Genomic DNA, 19,740 nt, shown 5'->3' with positions numbered 1-19,740 from the left:
ACAGATTCGTTACTCCCGCCAAAGCGGGGGTCCCGTTTGTGGCGCGAGTTCAGAACACAGACTAAATTCCCGCCTGCGCGGGAATAGCAGCAAGAATGGACGTGCCGCCTCTCAGCGGCGTGCAGCAATCTGCGTGCCGCCGGGCTTGGCCGGGACCGCGCGGGCGATGATGCACTCGCCCCCTGCAGAGCGGACCTGTGCGCACATGGCACGGGCGCTCTTTTCGTCGGCAAAGCCGTTGGCCGTCAGACGGTGCAGGGTGCGACCGCCGACATTGGCGGGCACGGCAGCCTTGGAGAACGAGGCCAGATCCTTGTGCTTGGCGCTGTAGCCAGCCCAGGCACGATTGGCGTTGGCCGGATTCGAGAACACGCCGAGTTGCACCGCAAACGCGCCGCCGCTGACCGGAGCGAAGCTGGCCTTCTGGAAGACTGCAGGCGATTGGGCGGCTTTGGGAGCCACAACCTTGGCAGCGACCACCGTTGGCGCAGCCGCGCGAACGGGGCTCTCCTGCTCGACGATCGGTGTGCGCGCGGCGACTTGAACGACCCTGCCGTCGCGCGTCTTGCGGATCGCTTTGGTGCGGTAATTGCCCGGGAGCGGCTGCACGATCTCGCGCACCACCATCAGCGGTGCCAGCATGGCGCGCGGCTGTTCTGCAGGTTCGGCAGCGGCCACAACGACCGGCGCGGCATCGGCATAGACGGACGCGGGTGCGGCCTCGACGCCAGCCAGCGCCATTGGGCTGTCCTGAACCGGGGGAAGTTCGATCGGACCGGCAGCGGGCGCAGCCTGCGCCATCGCCTGCTGGCCGATCTCGGTTGCGGTCTGCGCCATCGACGGCGTGGCGGAGAGCGCCAGCTGCACCGGCTGACCGGGGTCAAATTCGACCGGGCTAACGCCCAGCACCGATGCGACGCGCTGAACATGCGCCTGCGGGTGCGCCATGCGCGCCCATTCGGTGATGCGCTCCTGCGCGACCTTGGGGTCGAGATCCTGTCCGACCATCAGCTGCGCCTCGCGCCAGCGGCCATCAAGGGCATAGGCAAAAGCGAGGTTCTGGCGGACCTTGGAAGAGCTATCGCCGCTGCGGATCTGGTCGGAGAGCACGTCGACGCCGAGCGCGGTGTCTCCGGCCAGTGCCATCGCCAGGCCATAATCGCTGGCGGGAATGCTATCACGATGTTCGCGCAGCAACGCCTGCGCCGCCTGGCCGCGACCTTCGGCAACATGCATCAGCGCCAGGCTGATCACCGTGCGCGCGCTCTGGTCGCCCAGCGCGAGTGCATCGTCAAGGCTCTGGCGCGCCGAGGAAAACCGACCGTTGGCAAGATAGGCCTGCGCCAGCATCGTGCGCAGATCGGCGTTGCGGGGATCGAGCGCGACGGCAGCTTCCGCCTTGGCCAGCGCCTTTTCGGGCTTGCCGGCGTCAAGCGCCTTCTGGGCGTTGCTGGACAGGCTTTGCGGACGGCCGCCGCCAGAGCTTGCCGAGCAGCTTACCAGCACGCTGCCGACCAGAATGGTCGATGCGGCCAGTTTCAGCATCAGTGCCCTGTTCATCTTCGTTCCGCTCGTCATAGCCATTTCCCTCTTTGCCAGGCCCGACCCGCTCATCAGTTTCAACGCCCTGCCGATCGCGGCACGCGACCAGCCAGGTCCTCTATCTCGGGTATTTTGGTTAACAATTCGTCAAGTGCCGCGGTCAGCAGCTGCTGCGCCGACTGGCCGGTCACCGCGCTGGCAAGCCGAAGCTTGAGATGGCGGTCGGCGTCTAGCCGCAGGGTGAAGGCCGCGCGGCGACCCGCCGGAACCGCAGCGATGACCGCATCCACCGGGACCGCCACCTTGCGCTTGCGCACCGACAGCACCTGGGCCGGAGCTTCGAGCTGTTCGATCACGGCTTCAGTCTGGGCTTCAGCCTGGGCTTCGGGCTCGACCGGCATTTCGGCGACCGGCTCTGTCATGCGCTCGGCAATCTCTGCCTGTTGGCGCACCACATCAGGCACGATGGGCACCAAAGGCCGGGCCATCGCATCGGCAGCAACTGCCGCGGCATGATCGGCGACATTCGCAGCCGGCGCATCAGGGATCGCGCCTGCCAGCAGATTGCCATAATCTGGAGCATGCTCGTCATGCGCCGGATCGACATCATAGCCCATGTCGTTCCAGCCCAGATCGTCCTGTCCGGTATAGTCGTCATCCGGGCGCGACTGCGACAGCATGCCGCCCATCTGGCCCAGTCCTTCCAGCCCCTGGCGGCGCATGGCAGGGCGCGCGGCGCCCTTGCGCGCCAGCAGACCGGACGAAAGCGACGCGATCGGTTTGGGTTCGGCCATAAAGCTCATCCTTGCCCCCGTGCTCGCTTACGATCCCGCCACGCGGCGACCGAAGCCACCCATCGGGCGGATGGCACCGGGGATCACGGGTGCATTGGGCACGGCAAAAACCGTGCGGCGGAAGTTCTTCTCGAGCCGGTCGGAGATATAGGTCCACAGCGCGCGCACCTCGGCGGCGGACTTGCCGTTGGGATCGACCTCCATCACGGTGCGGCCGTCGATCATCGAGGCGGCAAAATCGGTGCGGTGGTGCAGCGTCGTCGGCGCGACGGTGCCGTGCTGCGACAGCGCGACGGCGGCCTCGGACGTGATCCGGGCCTTGGGCGTGGCGGCGTTGACGACGAAGATCAGCGGCTTGCCCGCACGCTCGCAAAGATCGACGGTCGCGCCCACGGCGCGCAAATCGTGCGGGCTGGGCCGGGTCGGCACCACGATCAGCTCGGCGACCGAGATCACCGACTGGATCGCCATGGTGATCGCAGGCGGAGTATCGATGACCGCGAGCTTGAACCCCTGCTGGCGCAGGATCGAGAGGTCAGCGGGAAGGCGCGCCACGGTGGTCTGCGCGAATGCCGGATATTCGGGCTCGCGCTCGTTCCACCAGTCGGCCAGCGAACCTTGCGGATCGATATCGATCAGCACCACCGGGCCATCGCCTGCCAGCTGCGCCTGCACGGCGAGATGACCCGACAAGGTCGTCTTGCCGGATCCTCCTTTTTGAGATGCCAAAGCGAGTACGCGCACTCAAACCCCCTATTCGGTCCAATCGGTCAGGGGTGAAAATGCGCCTGGGGCACCTAATTTTGGGTTAACGCTGCGCTGTGCCGGAATAGGGCAGTTGCCGGATACTGCCGCATTTGTGCGGGTTGATCGCGTCATCAACGCTTTGCTAATATGTCGTTAGGTATAGCGATTTACGCATGTAACGACCGGTAAGCCCCGCTTGCCGCGCAAAACCGGCCTGATATGGTCGAACCGAGGCTTTACCATATGCGATGGAGCAAGACCCGCATGGCACATTCCACAAAATTTTCGCGCACCCGCCTGATGCTGGCGACCGCCCTGCTGGCGATGGGGACGGCGACGCCCGCGCTCGCCGACGTCAAGGCCGGGGTCGATGCGTGGGAGCGCGGCGAATTCGACAAGGCCGTCACCGAATGGCGCGATCCCGCAGCCAAGGGCGACCCCGATGCCCAGTTCAACCTGGGCCAGGCGTACAAATTGGGCCGCGGCGTGCCGATGGACCTGAAGCTCGCCGAAAGCTGGTACAAGAAGGCCGCCGATCGCGGTCATATCCAGGCAGCGGACAATTACGGCCTGGTGCTGTTTCAGGACAACCGCCGCGACGAGGCGATGCCCTATATCCGCGCCTCATCCGCCAGGGGTGAGCCCCGCGCGCAATATGTTCTGGGTACCGCGATGTTCAACGGCGATATCGCCGAGAAGGACTGGGTGCGCGCCTATGCGCTGATGACCCGCGCTTCGGCGCAGGGCCTGCCCCAGGCCTCGCGCAGCCTGGCAACGATGGACAAGTACATCCCGCTTGCCGATCGCACCAAGGGCACGCAGCTTGCAGCCCAGCTTGAGCGCGAAGCCACAGCCGAGCGTCAGAAGCTCGCGGGCGCCGCTGCCGGGCTCGGCATCGATCCCGCCACTGGAGCCACCTCGAGCGCAAAACCGGTGATGGCAGCAGCGGGCCCGACCGCCGCGCCAAACCGGCGCAAGCCCGGATCGAGCTCGACCATCCAGACCACCAGCCTGCCGCCCTCCAATGTCAACGGCTCGGTGATCCCTGCCATCCCCTCCAGCCCGACCGGCACGGCTGCCAGCGCGGGCGTGGACTTCGCAACCATGGGTGCGCCTTCGGGCTCGACCTCGGCCCCGGCGCCGCGGGCCACCGCACCGGCCTCGATGCCAGCCCAGGCGCCCGCCAGGGCACCGGTTGCCGCTCCTGTTGCTGCCGCAAGCGCCGCGCCTGCCGTCGCCGCGAGCGGTGACTGGCGTATCCAGCTTGGCGCGTTCAGCGACGAAGGCCGCGCACGTGGCCTGTGGTCCGGCCTCGAACGCCAGAACGCCGCGCTCAGCGGATTGCAGCCCTATCTGGTCAAGGCCGGCGCGGTCACCCGGCTGCAGGCAGGCCCCTTCGCCACCCAGGCCGCCGCGAAAAAGGCCTGCGACAGCGTCGCGAAATCCGGCCAGGCCTGCTTTGCAGTGAAGAAATAGGGGGTTACCCCATTACCTCTCCCCTCCCTCTTGCGGGAGGGGAGAATTAACCTTCACGCCGCCAGCGGTCGTTCCACCTCCGCCATGTCGCTTTCCAGAGCATATTCGCTCGCCATCGCGTCATAGCCCCGGCCTGCGCTGAAGCGCGGGCGGGTGATGCCGGTGGGACGGAAGCCAAGCCGCCGCAGCACCGCGCCAGACGCTGGATTGTCGATATAATGGCTGGCGACCAGACGCCGGTGGCCCAGCATCCAGGCGTTGGCGATGACCGCGCGCGCCGCCTCGGTGGCATAACCCTGCCCCCAATGCTCCCGCGCGATCCAGTAGCCGAGCTCTGCCTCGCCATCGCGTTCCCCAAGGCCGCAGCTGCCGACCAGCGTCTGCCCGGCATCGCCCGGCAAAGTGAGCAGGAAGTGCGGATAGCGGGGATCCTGGGTGCGCGCGGCGAAGGCCTGCGCGTCTTCGCGCGAATAGGGCCAGGGCGCGCGGGCGAGATTGCACACGATTCCCTGATCGTTCAGCGCCGCGAACAGGCCTTCGGCATCTTCGGGCCAGACTGGCCGCAGCAACAATCTTTGCGTTCTTGCAAACATTATGTCTCTCCTGTGTTACCCGCGCCCATGCCACCCGAAGGTGACAGGCTCGAGTCAAAGCCGTGACAGGGAGACAAAAAGAAAGGGAGATGGGACGGACCCCATCTCCCTGTCATCTGGTCCGGTGCTCGGCACCGGCCGGGGTCATCCCTGTGAAGGACGACCCGTCATCGATCGTCCGTTATTCGGCGGCCATCGCCATGGCTTCGGCCACGACCGATACATATTTGCGGCCAAGGCGGCCTTCGTGAAACTTCACGCGGCCTTCGGTGAGCGCAAACAGGGTATGGTCCTTGCCCATGCCGACATTGGCGCCGGCATAGACCTTGGTTCCGCGCTGGCGGATAATGATGTTGCCACCAATCACCGGCTCGCCACCGAACTTCTTCACGCCAAGACGGCGACCTGCGGAATCACGACCGTTGCGCGACGAACCGCCAGCTTTCTTATGTGCCATTTTTCAAAACTCCTTGTGCGCGCGCTATCAGGCGTTGTCGGCCGACGAATCGGCTTCGGGCTTGGCGGCGGCCTTCTTCGGTGCTGCCTTCTTGGCCGGAGCCTTTTTGGGAGCAGCCTCAGCGGCGGGTGCGTCTGCAGCGGCTTCCACCGGTGCTTCGGTCTTGGCGGCGGCCTTCTTAGGCGCTGCCTTCACTGCTTCGCCAACGCCCAGAATGCGCAGGATCGTGTGCTGCTGGCGATGGCCGAGCTTGCGACGATAGTTGTGGCGACGCTTCTTCTTGAAGATCACGACCTTGTCGGCCTTCGCCTGCGCGATGATCTCGGCAGAGACGACCACACCGGCCAGATCCTTGGATTCGCCACCGTCGCCGGCGAGCAGAACGTCACTCAATGCGATGACGTCGCCAGCCTCTCCGGCCAGCTTTTCCACTGCGATTTTATCTCCGGCTGCAACGCGATACTGCTTGCCGCCTGTGCGCACGATAGCGAACATGGGTTGTCTCGTTTCTGTTTGCTTCAAATCGGTTCCGGGCACGCAATTTGCGATATCCAAACCTTTGACCCGACTGTTGCCAGAACCGAATCAGCAGAGTGAAAACCGCTGCCCTGCGACGGGATGTCCCGCGCCGGAAAGCCATGCCCGTTAGGTGAAACTGCCGGGGCTGTCAACCATGGCAGCGGCTTTTTTGGCCGTTGCCCACCTGACAATCGACGCTCTCTTAGCCCTGAGTCCGCCAGGATGACAAGCCCATAAGCATTGCGACACGCCCTCGCCTCCCGTAGATGGATTGGCCATGAAACATGTTGCCTCCTCCTCGCTGCTGTCGCTCTCGCTCAGCCTCACTGCCCTGCTGGGCGGCTGCCTCGAACCGATGGCCGATCGCCCCTCGCTGGCGCGGCGCGATGTCGAGCTGCGCGACCGGCAGGCCGAGGCCAAGGCCCCGCCCCCGCCGATCGAATCCGTCACCGACCCCGCACTGGCGCGCGATCTGACCGCGCTGCTGGCCCGCGCCGACAAGGCCGAAGCTGATTTCGCTATGGCGCGCTCCGCCGCGCAGCAGGCGGTAGCAGCCGCCAAGAACGCCAGCGTCGGCAGCGAAGCCTGGTCGGTGGCACAGACCCGGATCAGCGCGCTGGATGCCCCGCGGCGCGAGCTCACCCAGCTGCTGGGGGATCTGGAAGTCCTGTATGTTGCGCGGCTGGAAAAGGAAGCGGCGGGCGAGATCAAAGCGGGCGGTGCCGCGCAGGTCGAACAGACCCGCAGCCATGTGCTGGCCCTCGTCGACTCGCAGGACAGCGTGATCACCATGTTGAAATCCGGCCTCGCCAGCTGAATCAGCGCCGCCTGGCGGAGTTAACATCAAGGCAACCCTTCCATTGGTCGCACGTACAGGGTGGACCAACCGATAAGGATCGCCCCAATGAAGTCATTCTATACCGCTACCGCCGCCGCTGCCCTAATGCTGAGCAGCAGCGCGGCCTTTGCGCAGACCAACACCACCAACGATCAGCAGCCTTCGCGCCAGCAGGAGCGTCTGAACTCGATCTTCGGCGCGCTGTTCGGTGATCGCACCGGATCGACAGGCTCGATCGAGGCACAATGGTCGCTGGGCCGCACCCCGCTGGCGACGCAGCGCGGACAGTTCGAAAGCCGGATCGATTCCGAGGTGCGCGCGCGCACCATCGACCAACGCACCGGCGCGCAGCTCAAGTCCGACTATTACGATCTGGTCCAGCTCGAAGCGCGCTACGGCGCCGATCGCCGCTTCACGCGGCAGGAGCAGGCCGAGCTTGCGGAACGCTATACCGAGCTGACCCAGGTGATCACCGATGGCGGCTATGCCAATGACCCGGGCAACGACATCGGCATCTCGATCGCCGATGGCCAGAGCGAATTCTACCAGCGCGTCGATGCGCAGGTGTCCTCGCGCCGCATCACGCGCGTGGCAGGTGCCCGGCTCAAGACCGATTATGCATCGCTTGTCCGCACCGAAGCGAACTATCTGCGCGATGGCCGGGTAACCGAGCAGGAGCGCGACGACCTGTACACCAGGCTCGAAGCGCTCGATGCGCGGGTTGGCGACATGGTCAACAGCGGCGGCGGCAACACCACGCAGACCCCGCGTGCACGCCTCGATGCGATCGCCCGCGCCCTGCCCTCGAGCGGCCTGTCGGCCAGCGCGCAGGCACAGCTTCGGGTCGAGCATGAGGATATCTCGCGGCTGGAAGCGGCCTATGCCCGCATGAACGCCACCGCGGACGAGCGTGCCTATGTCGAGCGTCGTCTGACCGATCTGGAAAACCGCGCCCGCATCCGCCGCTGATCCCGGCCAGGAGCTGAACACGTAAGAACGGGGCCATCCGCACATGCGCGGGTGGCCCCGTTTTGCGTTCCGCTCCATTTTACATCCTGGATTGCCGGTCGCCCGCTTCCGGTATAGCCTGCTTCTTCCACGACAGCGGGAGGGCGGTTATGGGCACCATCGACGATTCGATCTGGCGGGCGCTGGATGCAATGCGCATCGAGCCTGCGGGTGCCTCGCTGACCTTTACCAAAAGGCTCGCGCGGGAAAACGGCTGGTCGCGCCGGCATGCCGCCGCGGTGGTCGAGGAGTACAAGCGCTTCCTGTATCTCGCCGCGACAGGCACATCGCCGGTCACCCCGTCGGACCAGGTCGATCAGGCCTGGCACCTGCATCTGGCCTATACCCGCCATTACTGGGGCGAGCTGTGCGCTCGGATCATCGGGCGCCCGCTGCACCATGGCCCCACCGCAGGCGGGGGCGCCGAGGGGCGCAAGTATCGCAGCCATTATGCCCAGACCCTGGCACGCTATCGCGACACCTTCGGTGCCGAGCCCCCGGCAGAGATCTGGCCGGCTGCCGAGCTGCGCTTCGGGACGCGGTATCAATGGGTCGACCGGTCACGAAACTTCGTGCTGCCGCGGCGATCGGTCTCGGTTGCGGCGCTGGCAGGAGGCGCGGCGCTGCTTGCGGCCTGCACCGCGCTGGCAGCAGACACCGCCGTCGTGCAAGGATCGCCAGTATTCCAGTCGTTCTTCAACGGCGTTCAACGCTCCGATCTCGGCTTTTTCGGGCTGGTTTTGCTGATTTTCATCGGGATCGCCGTCATGGCCAGCATCATCCGCCGGTTGCGCGCACGACGTGGCGCGCCGCAACAGGATGCCTTGCGCACACGCAATGCCCGGCGCGGGTCGACTGACAGCTCGGACGGATCGGGCGCGATCTTCGACAGCTGGTCGGGCGGAGGCGCGGGCCCTGGCGCAGCCGCAGCAGGCGGCGCGGCGTTCATGGCTGGCGGAGGCGATTTCGGCGGCAGCGGCGCGGATGGCGACTGGGACGGCGGCGCAGACAGCGACAGCGGGAGCGACTCGGGCGGTGACAGCGGGTGCAGCGGCTGCGGCGGAGGCTGCGGCGGCGACTGACACCCGGAACGCAGGCGCGCCGCGCTACTCCTCTCCCCGCCAGCAAGCGGTAAGGCAGAAATTCAGCACCGAATTCGGCCCCTCAATCGTTCGCCATCGTCACCGGCGGGCGGCCATCGCCCTGGGTGATCACGACCACCAGGTCTCCGGCGGACAGGCTGGCGCTTTCATCGTCCCAGAAGCCGTAGGGCTTGCCATCGCGATAGATGCGCACGCCCACGCCATCCTTGATGTCCTTGAGCGGCAGGCCGACCTCCTCGGGGCGCACCATCCGCTCGATCAGCACCACCCGTCCGCTCGACGAGGCAAGGTCCGCCAGGTAGCTGCTGATATGCGGGCCCTGGCACGAGCCCGCGAGCAGCAATCCGGCGAAGCTCACCGGGTTGATCACGGTGTTGGCCCCCGCCTGCCGTGCCAGCAGCTCGTTGTCGGCCGCGCGCACCACCACGCTGATCGGCACGTCGGGGGCCAGATGGCGGATCGTCAGCACGATCAGGATCGAGGTATCGTCACGCCCGGCCGAGACGATCGCCGAGCAGGCCCGGTCGATGTGGACATCCCGCAAGGTTTCGTCGCGCGTCGCATCGGCATTGAGCACGTTGCACCCCATGGCTTCGGCCCGGGCGAGCGATGGCTCATGCTGGTCGATCACCACGATGCAACCGGGCTCGGTGCCGCGCGAGATCAGTTCGCGCACGGCCTCGGTGTTGCTGGTGCCGAAGCCCAGCACGACGATATGCCCGGTCAGGCGCTGCTGGATCCTGCTCATCTGCCATTTTTCCCATGTGCGCTTGAGGACGAAACTATAGGCGGTGCCCACGAAGATGAAAATCACCGCGATCCGCACCGGCGTGACGATCACCGATTCGATCAGGCGCGAGCGGTCGGAAACCGGCGCGATATCGCCAAAGCCGGTGGTGGTGACCGAGATCATCGTGAAATAGACGACATCGAGAAAGCTGATCTCGTTGTCGTAATTGTCCTTGAGCCCCGCGCGGTCGAGCCAATGGATGAGGATGACCAGCCCGATCAGGAAGAACGCGAAGCCCAGCCGCAGGGCGACATCCGCCAGCACCGGCAGACGCGCGGCGCGTTTCAGCAGCGCCCTTGGCTTGATGTCGCTGTCGGCCATGCCTGCAATCAGCTCCTGGGCAGGTACAGCAGCGGATCGACAGGCTTGCGGTCCTTGCGCAGCTCGAAATGCAGCTTGGGAGTGTCGGCAAAGCCGCTCTGCCCCGCAGCGCCCAGCACCTGCCCGGCCTTGACCGCCTGTCCGCGCGTGACATCGATCCGCTCGGCATGGCCATAGGCGCTGACCCAGCCATCGCCATGGCTGATCAGGATCAGTCCGCCATAGATCGCGACCTCGCTTCCGGCATAGCTGACCACACCATCGGCGGCTGCACGGAATGGAGCGCCGCGCGTGGTGGTGATGTCAATGCCGTTGCTGATCTGACCCTTGCCGACCGGGCCGTAGCGGGTGAGCAGCGGGCCGGTGATCGGCCAGTTGAACTTGCCCGCAAAGGCTTTTGGCACCGAGACCGGGACCGCGGCAGAGACAGGCGCGCGCGCTGCCTTCGCTGCAGGCACAGGCGTTCCTTCGGCAATCGCGGGCTGGCTGCCGGTGACCACGTCGTCGATGTTCACCACCAGCGCTCCGATCCGGCTCGGCTTCGAGGAGGCCGCGGCGCTCGGGCCGAAGCCGGCGGGCGCAGCCGCGATCGCGGTGGCACCTGCGGGCAGCTTGAGCCGCTGGCCGATGCGCAGGATATACGGTTCGGTGAGGCCATTGAGCGCGACGATATCGCTCCACGCGACACCATAAGCGTGCGCGATGGCGATCCCGGTCTCGCCCTGCGCGACCGCATGATAGCGTCCACCGGGGATGTTCAGTTGCTGCCCGGGACGCAGCATATAAGGCGCGCTGAGGTCGTTAGCGGCGGCGATCGCTTCCGATCCCGCGCCGGTGCGGTTGCCGATGCCGCGCAGCGTATCTCCCGGCTGCACAACATAGACCGTGCCGATGACATCCGATGCGCTGGGGCTGACGCTGCGGCTTGTCCACACCGGGGCGTCGCTGCCGACGACCTCTGGCTCGGACGGCGGCCTCGCCTGGGTCCCGGCCTCGGTGATCTCGGGCTGCATGCCCTGTTGGCTGACCCCGCCGGGGATGCAGCCGGAAAGCGCGATTGCGCCCAGAGCTGCGGACCAGGCCGCTGCGGACCTGACAAGACTGCGCGTTTCACCCCTCGCCATGACGTCAACTTCTAGCATGAACTTTACGCTTTACCACTGCTTACGCGGCGCAAACCGCCGGTTGCGACTTCAATTCTTATCAAATGTTGCGGACAGAGCCGAACCCAGCGCGCCCATGGATTCATAATGCGTCAGGTCCAGGTGCAGCGGCGTCACCGCGACATAGCCGTCGCGCACCGCCTCGAGATCGGTGCTGTGCGCGGGGGTCTGCTCGACCGCACCCAGCGCGAACCAGTGATATTCGAACCCGCGCGGATCAGTGTTGGTGACGATCTTGAGCCGTCCGTAATCACGAAAACCCTGGGCGACCACGCGCACGCCGCGCACCTGATCGGCCGGGATCGCGGGGAAGTTGATGTTGATCAGCGTGCGCGCAGGCATCGGCTGGGCAATGATCGGACGCAACACCTTCTCGCCCCAGGCGGCGGCAGCGTCGAACGAGACGTCGAGCCCGGCGCCTTCGCGGGCATAGACCTGGCTGAGCGCGATCGACGGGATGCCTGCCAGCGCGCCTTCCATCGCGGCAGAGACGGTCCCCGAATAGGTCACGTCCTCGCCCAGATTGGCGCCGCGGTTGACCCCGGACAGAATGAGATCGGGCGGGGTGTCCTGCATCAGCCGGGCGACCGCCATCATCACCGCATCGGTCGGCGTGCCGGTGACCGAAAAGTGCTTCGGGCCATGAGTGTGCACGCGCAGCGGACGGGTCAGCGTGAGCGAATGGCCCGCCCCCGATTGCTCCTCTGCCGGCGCCACGATCCAGACATCGTCGGATAGCGCTGCGGCGATCCGGATCAGCACCTCAAGCCCCGGCGCGTTCACGCCATCATCGTTGGTCAACAAAATACGCATGGTGGCACCTGGCTCCTGATGAATGCGATGCCACCCCTATCGCCCTGCGCGCGGCACCGCCACCATCGATGCACATGATTGCAACATATGCAAAAAAACTGGCGCCTCGTTCCCGTTGCGACTCGACGCGCCCTGCCCGACACGATAATGTTGATGGTGCAGCGCAACAAAAACACGGCATCCCGGCTGAGCAACCAGCCGGGTTTCCCGTCTAAAAAGGCGGGAAAAAGCCAATAAGGGCGCAGACTCGCAGAGGGAGACACAAACATGGATTCGCTGGTTTCAACCGAATGGCTCGCCAACGAAATGGGCGCCTCTGATCTTCGCATCGTCGATGCGTCCAAGTTCCTGCCCGACACCGGTCGCAGCGCGCTTGCCGAATATGAAGCCGGTCACATTCCGGGCGCGGTGTTCATGGACCTCGAGGAGCTGGTCGACAGCAACTCGCCCATCGACAACACCCTGCCACCTGCCGAGAAATTCGCCAGCCGCATGCAGTCGCTCGGCCTGGGCGATGGCAGCCGCATCGTGCTCTATGACGACAGTCCGCTGAAGTCCTCTGCCCGCGCCTGGTTCATGCTCACCATGTTCGGCGCGCACGCGGTCGCGATCCTCGATGGCGGCATCGCCAAGTGGAAGGCCGAAAGCCGCCCGATCAAGACCGGCAAGGAAACGCTGCGTCACCGCCACTTCACCGTGTGGGAAGACAAGAAGAACGTCCGCACCAAGGCCGACATGCTGGGCAACCTGCACAGCAAAGGCGAACAGGTCGTCGATGCGCGCCCTGCCGCCCGCTTCACCGGTGCCGAGCCCGATCCGCGCCCCGGGATCGCCGCAGGCCACATTCCCGGTGCGGTCAATTTGCCGCACAGCTCCCTGTTCAACCCCAATGGCACCTGGAAGACGGGCGACGACCTCAAGGCTGCGTTCGAGGCTGCCGGTGTCGATCTCGACAAGCCGGTGGTCACCACCTGCGGCTCGGGCATGACCGCCAGCGTGGTCGCCTTCGGCGCGCACCTGCTCGGCAAGACCGATGTTGCGCTGTACGACGGCAGCTGGAGCGAATGGGGTGCCGATAACGATACCCCCAAGGCGCTGGGGTGACACGGATTTATCCTCTCCCTTTACGGGAGAGGATACCAACGCCTTGGCAAATTGCTGCCTGGGCGACGTTGGAGAGGGCCCGCCCCCTCTTCCACTGCGATTAGGCCCGCCCAGGCGGACCAAGTCTCGTTGCCCTCTCCCGCAAGGGGAGAGGGCGGAGGTAGCACATGCCCAAGCCCACCGACCCGCAATCGCCCGCCACGCGCCTCGTTACCGGCGGTCGGCGCGCGGAGTGGACGGGCACGGCGGACCAGCCGGGCGCGGTCGTCAGTCCGCCGGTGTGGCGCGCCAGCACGCATCTCTATCCCGATACCGCCGCGCTCAAGTCCGGCCCCAAGACCAACGAAGACGGCCGCTTTTTCTACGGCCGCCGCGGCTCTCCCACCCAATGGGCGCTGGCCGAAGCGCTGACCGCGCTCGAGCCCGGCGGGCATGGCACGATGCTCTACCCTTCGGGCGTTGCGGCGATCACCGGCGCGCTGCTCAGCGTGCTGTCGCCCGGCGACGTGCTGCTGATGACCGACAGCGCCTATGATCCGTCGCGCAATTTTGCCGACGGATTTCTCAGGCGCTTCGGGATCGAAACCCGCTATTACGACCCCACCATCGGTGCGGGGGTTTCAGCGCTGATCTGCGAGCGGACCCGCGCGATCCTGATGGAAAGCCCGGGCAGCCTGACCTTCGAGGTGCAGGATGTCCCCGCGATCTGCTCAGCGGCGCGCACGGCCAACCCCGATATCGCGCTGCTGATCGACAACACCTGGGCGACCGGGCATTTCATGCCCGCGCTGGCGCTGGGCGCAGACATGAGCATTCTGGCCTGCACCAAGTACATCGTCGGCCATTCGGACGTGATGCTGGGATCGGTCACCACCACCGAGCGGTTCTATCCCCGGCTGCGCCAGACTGCGCAGGCGCTGGGCACGGTCGTCTCGCCCGACGATGCGTGGCTGGCGCTGCGCGGATTGCGGACGCTCGACGTGCGGCTGCGCCAGCATCAGGCTTCGGCGCTCAAGATCGCGCGCTGGCTGGACGCGCAGCCCCAGGTCGCGCGCGTGCTTCACCCCGCACTCCCCTCCTGCCCCGGCCACGAAGTATGGCAACGCGATTTTACCGGCTCGTCAGGGCTGTTCTCGTTCGTGCTGAATGGCGGCAGCGATGCGGCGCGTGCAGCGCTGATCGACACGCTGACATTGTTCGGCATCGGCTATAGCTGGGGCGGGTTCGAAAGCCTGGCGATCCCGGTCGATCCGGCGCGCTGCCGCAGCGCGACATCCTGGCCGCCCGCAGGCGAGCCCAACGCACTGGTCGTGCGCCTGCACATCGGTCTGGAAGACCCCGACGACCTGATCGCCGACCTTGCCAAGGGGCTGGTAGCGTTTACCATGACGGCATGAACGAGGCGATCACGACAGCTTTTCTGCGTTGGGGATGGATCCGCCGCCCCGATGACCTGCAATATGTCGAAGGCGTGCTAGCCGCGCTGATCGCGACCACCGCGCTGATCGTCGGCTGGGGGCTCAGCCGCCTCGTCTATCTGCGGCTCGCCGCAATATGGGAACGGCGCGCAGGCTATGAAAGCCCGCTCGCACGGCGCCGCATCCGCGACATGGTGCGCCGCTTCACCACCGCGATGCTGATCGGCATGGCGCTCAACCTCAACGACTGGAGCCTGATCGCCTCGGTCGTCTTCGGGCTCACGCTGGCGATCTCGCTGGCGCTGTTCGTCAACGACCTCGTGCGCGGTGTGCGAATGCCCGACTGGTTGGGCACGTTCCTGGGGCTGGCGACCTTGGTCTCGATCCTCGCCAGCATGTTCGGCGGCCTCGATCCGATCACCATCGCGATGGACCGGGTGGGCTTCAACCTCGGGCAGAAGCGGTTCTCGCTGCTTTGGGTAGTCACGATCGCGGTCACGGTGCTGGTGCTGTACACCGCCGCCCGCGTCGTCAACCGCATCGCCGGGCACATCATCGGCAGCAGCGACGGGCTCGACCCGACGCAGAAGCTGCTCGGGCAAAAGATCGCGGGCGTCGTGGTAATCGTCATCGCCTTCTTCATCGGCATCGATGCGCTGGGGATCGATCTGACCGCGCTCAGCTTCTTCTCCGGGGCGTTCGGCCTCGCGATCGGTTTCGGGCTGCAAAAGACCATCGGCAACCTGTTTGCAGGCATCATCCTGCTGCTCGACCGGTCGATCAAGCCGGGCGATGTCATCGCGGTGGGCGACAGCTTCGGCTGGGTGAACAAGATCGGCGTGCGCGCGGTCTCGGTGATCACCCGCGACGGCAAGGAGCACCTTATCCCGAACGAGGACCTGATGACCACTGCGGTCGAGAACTGGTCCTATTCGGACCGCAACGTGCGCATGCGCATCCCGGTGGGGGTCGCCTATACCAGCGACATGCAGCTGGTGCAGGAACTGCTCTACCGCGCGGTCGATGAATCGCCGCGCGTGCTCAAGGACCCCGTGCCCCGCATCTGGATGACCGATTTTGGCGACAATTCGGTCAACTGGGAAATCCGCGCGTGGATTTCCGACCCCGAAGGCGGCATGGGCAACATCCGCGGCGACGTGCTGATGCGGGTGTGGAACCTGTTCCAGGAACACGCCATCGAGATCCCGTTCCCGCAGCGGGATCTGTATATCAAGGAAATGCCGGGAATGGGTGGGACGCCAACCGCCGTTCCGCATCCTGGCGAGGCCGGTTGAAACAACTCTGCTCTAGCGTCACCCCCGCGCACGCGGGGGTCCCGCTTTTGCCAACGATCAGTCAGAAGCGGGATTCCCGCGTTCGCGGGAATGACGACTTAAATGCTATTCCTGACGTTTGAAATCACCGGCCGCCATTCGCGACGATATCCACTTCGGTGCCGCCATTGGCCATCGGCTTGAGGAACAGCACATAGGCCGCCTCGCCCTTGGTGCCGCCCAGCACATGGTCGGCGCCGCGCAGCTGGTACTCGGCCGAATAGCCGCCGCGCCGTGCCTTGGTGTAATAGAAATCGACCACGTTCTTGAGCGCGGCGGGCGTGGTGAAGTTGACCACGCGGATGTTGCACTGGCCCTTGTCGATGCCGGCGGCCTCTTTCACATTGGCGCGCGGATAGATCGCGAAGTCGGACGGCATGCGGTTGGCCCAGGTCATCGCGTAATCGAGTTTGCCGGTGCATGCGCCGCTCTGCTGCGCGGCCTTGGCGCCCAGCGTGCTGCCCTGGTTGCAATCCTTGCACTCTTCGTCCGCGACCTTCTTGGGCTCCGGCGCCTTCATCAGGCCGCGCGGGCCGATCGCGGCGGCGGCGGCCTTCTCGACCGCGGCAAGCTGGCCCTTGGGAATGCCGGCCGACGGCACCGAGCCATCGCTGCCCTCGGCGAGCACGGCGTTGCGGTTGGATTTGTCGACCAGATCGGGATCGACGAGGATCTGGTCCTCGAGCGCACCCTTCATCGCAGGATCGGCGGCATCGGCGAGCAAAGCTGCATCCTCGTTCTGCGCGGCGGTGTCGTCGGCATTCTGGCAGGCGGCCAGCACCAGGGTTGCGGCGCCCAAAGCCAGCAGATTGCGCGACATCGCGAAGGAACGGTGTGCCATGGCAGAAGTCCTCATCATCAAACAGAAGCCCGTCGCTTTAGGACAAGGCTCTTAGCATTCTGTTAGCCATGCCCGGCTTGGCGCAAGGCTGTCCCGGCAAAAGAGGGTTAACCCCTCTGCTTTGACGCCCCAGCCTGTCCCAAACCGGGATTCGCCCGCAAGCCGTTTCAGTATCGGACAAATTTCTTGCGGTTTTCCTGCCACTCGGCCTTGGACTGGCCATAGCTGTCGACCGGAAATTCCTGATACGGCTCGGGCAGCCGGGTCGGGCCCTGGTTGCTCGAACCCAGCCTTTCTGCGAGCGCGATCGAGGCCGCGTTGTCGGGATCGATGGTATGGATCACGGTGTCCCAGCCCAGCAGATCGAACGCATAATCGATCGTCGCGACCGCGGCTTCGAGCGCATACCCCTTGCCTGCATGGCTGCGCATGACCCCCCAGCCGACTTCGGTGCCCGGCCAGCCATCGGGCTGCCACGGACCGATGCGGCCGATCCACTGGCCGGTGTCGCGGGTGATCAGCGAGAACATGGCAAAGCCGCGAATGTGCCAGGCGCCCGCCATCGAGCACAGTCCGCGCCATGCCACCGCGCGCGGCTGCACCCCGCCCAGATAGCGCATCGTCTCTTCATCGGCCGAAAATTGAGCCCAGGCCTCGAAGTCCTCGGGGCCCGGCGGGCGCAGGATCAGGCGCTGGGTCACCAGTATCGGTCCGTTGATCATCGCGCATCCTCCCGGCTGTGTCTGAGGCTGCGGGGATAGGCAGCGCCACGCCGGTTGGCAAGCCGTGGCCCACAAACGCGAAACCCCTCCCCGCCTTGCGGCGGAGAGGGGTCTCCCCGTTCACCTTGCTCTCATGACAAGAGCATGGGCGAAAGCTGGTTAGCGGCAGCTGTAGCCGTTGCCGCTGTTGCGATCGATCGTGCGGCCGAGCAAAGCGCCGCCGATGCCGCCGATGATCGCGCCGACGGTGCGGTCACCGCGTCCTGCGATCTCGCTGCCGGCAAGGGCCCCTGCCGCGCCGCCGATCAGCAGGCCGGTGGTGCCGTTGTCACGGCGGCAGTAATACCGGCCGTCGTTTCCGCGCCAGGACTGCCCGTTCCAGCCGCGCACCGCGCGACGGTCCAACCTGCGGTCGAAGCGACGATCGTTGCGATCGTCCCAGCGACCTTCGCGACCGTAATAGCGGTCGTTGTCGTAACCGCGGCGCTGCCAGTCATTGTCATAACCGCGCCACTGATGCGCGATGGGCGCCTGATGGGTCACGCCGTAAGCCGAGGCGGCGCTGGGCGCCGAGTGGGTGAGCGGAGCCGCCATGGCGGGCGCTGCGGAAAGGGTGACTGCACCGGCAGCGGCAGCAGCAAAAAGAAACTTCTTCATAATCTGTCTCCCTAGAGACCGGGACAGCGCCGATTCGCCATCCGTTGTGTTCATGTTTAAGGGAGCGAAGGTGAACAGATTGTGGAAGGATCGTTCATGTTGCAGCAGGGTTTGTTGAACGAGCCACTGCCTCTAGCGGCATGCAGCGCGCTCTGCGCCAAAGATTTCGTCACCCACGCGAAAGCGGGGGTCCCGCTTCTGCGCCAAGGTTTTCGAGAAAGCGGGATTCCCGAGTAAGCGGGAATGACGATGGGGAGAAAATGCCCCGACGTACTGATCATCTGTATATGGGGCTCGGCGGCAGGCGGGCAAGAGATGTCCCCTGCCCGCCTGCGCCGGGACGGATTACTTCTGCGGGCAGATCAGGAACTTCTCGCCCGTGGTCTTGGCATAATAGCGCGCGACCACATCCGCCTGCAGCGCCTGCTCGAGCGAAAGTTCGTCGGTATAATGGCTGGCAAAGGTGGTCTTGAGCTCGTCTGCCACCCGTGCGCGCAGACGCATGGCGACATCGCCGCCCGCCTTGGCAAGGAAGTTGGGCAGCAGCCAGCCGCCCACGCCCCAGGCCATGCCATAGGCTCGGTTGAGCACGGTGGGCGAGGTGTCCAGCCCGCCATAGAGATAGACCTGCTTGTGCTTGACCGAACCATAGATGCTGTAGGCGCCCGGGGTGCGTGCCGCGGCAGCTTCCATCGCAGCCAGGATGTTGGACGCGAGCTCGCCGCCGCCCGTCGCATCGAACGCCAGCGTTGCGCCGGTGGCGTGGATGGCATCGACCAGATCGGCCTTGAAGCTCTCGCTGCTCGAATCGACGATATGCTTTGCGCCCATATCGCGCAGCAGCTGCGCCTGTTCGGGCTTGCGCACGATGTTGACCAGCTCGACGGCATCGGCTGCGCAGATGCGGTTGAGCATCTGGCCGAGGTTCGAGGCGGCAGCGGTATGGACCAAGGCGGTGTGGCCTTCCATCCGCATCGTCTCGACCATCGACAGCGCGGTCAGCGGGTTGACGAAGCACGAGGCTCCGTCGCGCGCGGTGTGGCCATCCTTGAGCGGCAGGCACATCATCGCGGGCGCCTTGCGATATTGCGCGTACATGCCGCCGCCCATCACCGCGACGACCTTGCCCATCAGGCTCTGCGCATAGTCGCCAGAGCCTGCAGCCACGACCGTGCCTGCGCCCTCATTGCCCACGGGCAGCTGCTGTCCGACGCGCGCCTTCATCACGCCCATGCCCTGCGGCGAGACGGGAGCGGTGAGCCGTGTGTGTGCTCCGGTGCCCGAAGAGGCCGCCTTGGCCATGCTGGCCCAGCCGAACATCACGCCCTGATCCGACGGATTGATCGGGGTGGCCTCGACGCGGATCAGGACCTCGTCGTCGCCAAGCTCGGGCATGGGCTTTTCGACCAATTCCATGGTCAGTTCGCCTTCGGCGCTGACGGTGGAGATCATTTGCAGGTAACTTTGGGGAAGGGTCATGAAAGTGCCTCTCTCGATTAT

Annotated in this window: 20 protein-coding genes; 7 read left to right on the top strand and 13 right to left on the bottom strand. The window is 65.5% G+C overall.

The genetic code is table 11. The features are described from left to right. Positions 1-111: 111 nt before the first annotated feature. The 3 genes from B5J99_RS11470 to B5J99_RS11460 are packed head-to-tail and all read right to left on the bottom strand — an operon-like array spanning position 112 to position 3,080. Positions 112-1,560 carry an SPOR domain-containing protein gene (locus B5J99_RS11470; RefSeq protein ID WP_162892573.1) on the bottom strand — a complete coding sequence of 483 codons (1,449 nt, stop codon included), beginning with the start codon at positions 1,558-1,560 and terminating at the stop codon, positions 112-114. Between the two features lie 59 nt (positions 1,561-1,619). Then, on the bottom strand, positions 1,620-2,336 hold the full coding sequence (locus B5J99_RS11465; protein ID WP_117352444.1) for a hypothetical protein: 717 nt from the start codon (positions 2,334-2,336) through the stop codon (positions 1,620-1,622). Positions 2,337-2,363: 27 nt separating this feature from the next. Beyond that, positions 2,364-3,080: a ParA family protein gene (locus B5J99_RS11460; RefSeq protein ID WP_054136113.1), complete on the bottom strand. Its 717-nt coding sequence runs from the start codon at positions 3,078-3,080 to the stop codon at positions 2,364-2,366. Positions 3,081-3,347: 267 nt separating this feature from the next. Here B5J99_RS11460 and B5J99_RS11455 point away from each other — a divergent pair, with 267 nt between their 5' ends. Continuing rightward, a complete protein-coding gene (locus B5J99_RS11455; RefSeq protein ID WP_245991603.1) occupies positions 3,348-4,559 on the top strand; it encodes an SPOR domain-containing protein in 1,212 nt (403 codons plus the stop codon). Positions 4,560-4,612: 53 nt separating this feature from the next. Here the strand turns inward: B5J99_RS11455 and B5J99_RS11450 are convergent, their stop codons facing one another. The 3 genes from B5J99_RS11450 to rplU all read right to left on the bottom strand — a co-directional run bounded on the left by B5J99_RS11450 (position 4,613) and on the right by rplU (position 6,104). Further along, positions 4,613-5,152 carry a GNAT family N-acetyltransferase gene (locus tag B5J99_RS11450; protein ID WP_162892572.1) on the bottom strand — a complete coding sequence of 180 codons (540 nt, stop codon included), beginning with the start codon at positions 5,150-5,152 and terminating at the stop codon, positions 4,613-4,615. A gap of 181 nt (positions 5,153-5,333) precedes the next feature. Then, a complete protein-coding gene (gene rpmA, locus B5J99_RS11445) occupies positions 5,334-5,609 on the bottom strand; it encodes a 50S ribosomal protein L27 (protein WP_026091630.1) in 276 nt (91 codons plus the stop codon). A 27-nt stretch (positions 5,610-5,636) separates the two neighbouring features. Then, entirely contained in the window at positions 5,637-6,104 is a 468-nt protein-coding gene (gene rplU / locus B5J99_RS11440; RefSeq protein ID WP_117352442.1) for a 50S ribosomal protein L21, read from the bottom strand. 301 nt (positions 6,105-6,405) lie between these two features. Here rplU and B5J99_RS11435 point away from each other — a divergent pair, with 301 nt between their 5' ends. From B5J99_RS11435 to B5J99_RS19690, 3 genes are all read left to right on the top strand, one after another. Beyond that, positions 6,406-6,945 (top strand): hypothetical protein, encoded by a 540-nt coding sequence (locus B5J99_RS11435; RefSeq protein ID WP_054136110.1) that lies wholly within the window; start codon positions 6,406-6,408, stop codon positions 6,943-6,945. Positions 6,946-7,032: 87 nt separating this feature from the next. Further along, positions 7,033-7,935 (top strand): hypothetical protein, encoded by a 903-nt coding sequence (locus tag B5J99_RS11430; protein WP_162892571.1) that lies wholly within the window; start codon positions 7,033-7,035, stop codon positions 7,933-7,935. 149 nt (positions 7,936-8,084) lie between these two features. After that, complete coding sequence (locus tag B5J99_RS19690) at positions 8,085-9,056, top strand: glycine-rich domain-containing protein (protein WP_211337815.1); 972 nt, start codon at positions 8,085-8,087, stop codon at positions 9,054-9,056. A gap of 82 nt (positions 9,057-9,138) precedes the next feature. Here B5J99_RS19690 and B5J99_RS11420 read toward each other — a convergent pair whose 3' ends face one another. The 3 genes from B5J99_RS11420 to surE are packed head-to-tail and all read right to left on the bottom strand — an operon-like array spanning position 9,139 to position 12,164. Next, on the bottom strand, positions 9,139-10,188 hold the full coding sequence (locus tag B5J99_RS11420) for a potassium channel family protein (protein WP_117352440.1): 1,050 nt from the start codon (positions 10,186-10,188) through the stop codon (positions 9,139-9,141). A gap of 8 nt (positions 10,189-10,196) precedes the next feature. Next, positions 10,197-11,330 carry a M23 family metallopeptidase gene (locus tag B5J99_RS11415; protein WP_245991602.1) on the bottom strand — a complete coding sequence of 378 codons (1,134 nt, stop codon included), beginning with the start codon at positions 11,328-11,330 and terminating at the stop codon, positions 10,197-10,199. Between the two features lie 51 nt (positions 11,331-11,381). Beyond that, positions 11,382-12,164 (bottom strand): 5'/3'-nucleotidase SurE, encoded by a 783-nt coding sequence (surE, locus tag B5J99_RS11410; RefSeq protein ID WP_117352438.1) that lies wholly within the window; start codon positions 12,162-12,164, stop codon positions 11,382-11,384. Between the two features lie 267 nt (positions 12,165-12,431). Here surE and sseA point away from each other — a divergent pair, with 267 nt between their 5' ends. The 3 genes from sseA (at position 12,432) to B5J99_RS11395 (ending at position 15,981) form a co-directional block, all read left to right on the top strand. Next, a complete protein-coding gene (sseA, locus tag B5J99_RS11405) occupies positions 12,432-13,268 on the top strand; it encodes a 3-mercaptopyruvate sulfurtransferase (RefSeq protein ID WP_054136105.1) in 837 nt (278 codons plus the stop codon). 167 nt (positions 13,269-13,435) lie between these two features. Continuing rightward, positions 13,436-14,665: a cystathionine beta-lyase gene (gene metC, locus B5J99_RS11400; RefSeq protein ID WP_117352437.1), complete on the top strand. Its 1,230-nt coding sequence runs from the start codon at positions 13,436-13,438 to the stop codon at positions 14,663-14,665. Next, positions 14,662-15,981 carry a mechanosensitive ion channel family protein gene (locus B5J99_RS11395; RefSeq protein WP_054136103.1) on the top strand — a complete coding sequence of 440 codons (1,320 nt, stop codon included), beginning with the start codon at positions 14,662-14,664 and terminating at the stop codon, positions 15,979-15,981. Before metC ends, B5J99_RS11395 begins: the two co-directional genes overlap by 4 nt. Positions 15,982-16,105: 124 nt before the next feature. Here the strand turns inward: B5J99_RS11395 and B5J99_RS11390 are convergent, their stop codons facing one another. The 4 genes from B5J99_RS11390 to B5J99_RS11375 all read right to left on the bottom strand — a co-directional run bounded on the left by B5J99_RS11390 (position 16,106) and on the right by B5J99_RS11375 (position 19,719). Beyond that, the gene (locus tag B5J99_RS11390) at positions 16,106-16,861 is read right to left on the bottom strand and encodes a hypothetical protein (protein WP_054136102.1); all 756 of its coding nucleotides are present in this window, start codon (positions 16,859-16,861) and stop codon (positions 16,106-16,108) included. Positions 16,862-17,028: 167 nt separating this feature from the next. Beyond that, positions 17,029-17,583, bottom strand: coding sequence for a GNAT family N-acetyltransferase (locus B5J99_RS11385; protein WP_117352436.1), 555 nt, complete (start codon positions 17,581-17,583; stop codon positions 17,029-17,031). 159 nt (positions 17,584-17,742) lie between these two features. After that, the gene (locus B5J99_RS11380; RefSeq protein WP_117352435.1) at positions 17,743-18,240 is read right to left on the bottom strand and encodes a glycine zipper 2TM domain-containing protein; all 498 of its coding nucleotides are present in this window, start codon (positions 18,238-18,240) and stop codon (positions 17,743-17,745) included. 345 nt (positions 18,241-18,585) lie between these two features. Further along, a complete protein-coding gene (locus B5J99_RS11375) occupies positions 18,586-19,719 on the bottom strand; it encodes a zinc-binding dehydrogenase (RefSeq protein ID WP_117352434.1) in 1,134 nt (377 codons plus the stop codon). Between the last annotated feature and the right edge of the window lie 21 nt (positions 19,720-19,740).

This window comes from Blastomonas fulva, assembly GCF_003431825.1.
In the GTDB taxonomy this organism is placed as follows: Bacteria; Pseudomonadota; Alphaproteobacteria; order Sphingomonadales; family Sphingomonadaceae; genus Blastomonas; species Blastomonas fulva.
The sequence above is the reverse complement of the archived record's forward strand: the minus strand, read 5'-3'. Positions and strand labels throughout refer to the sequence as shown.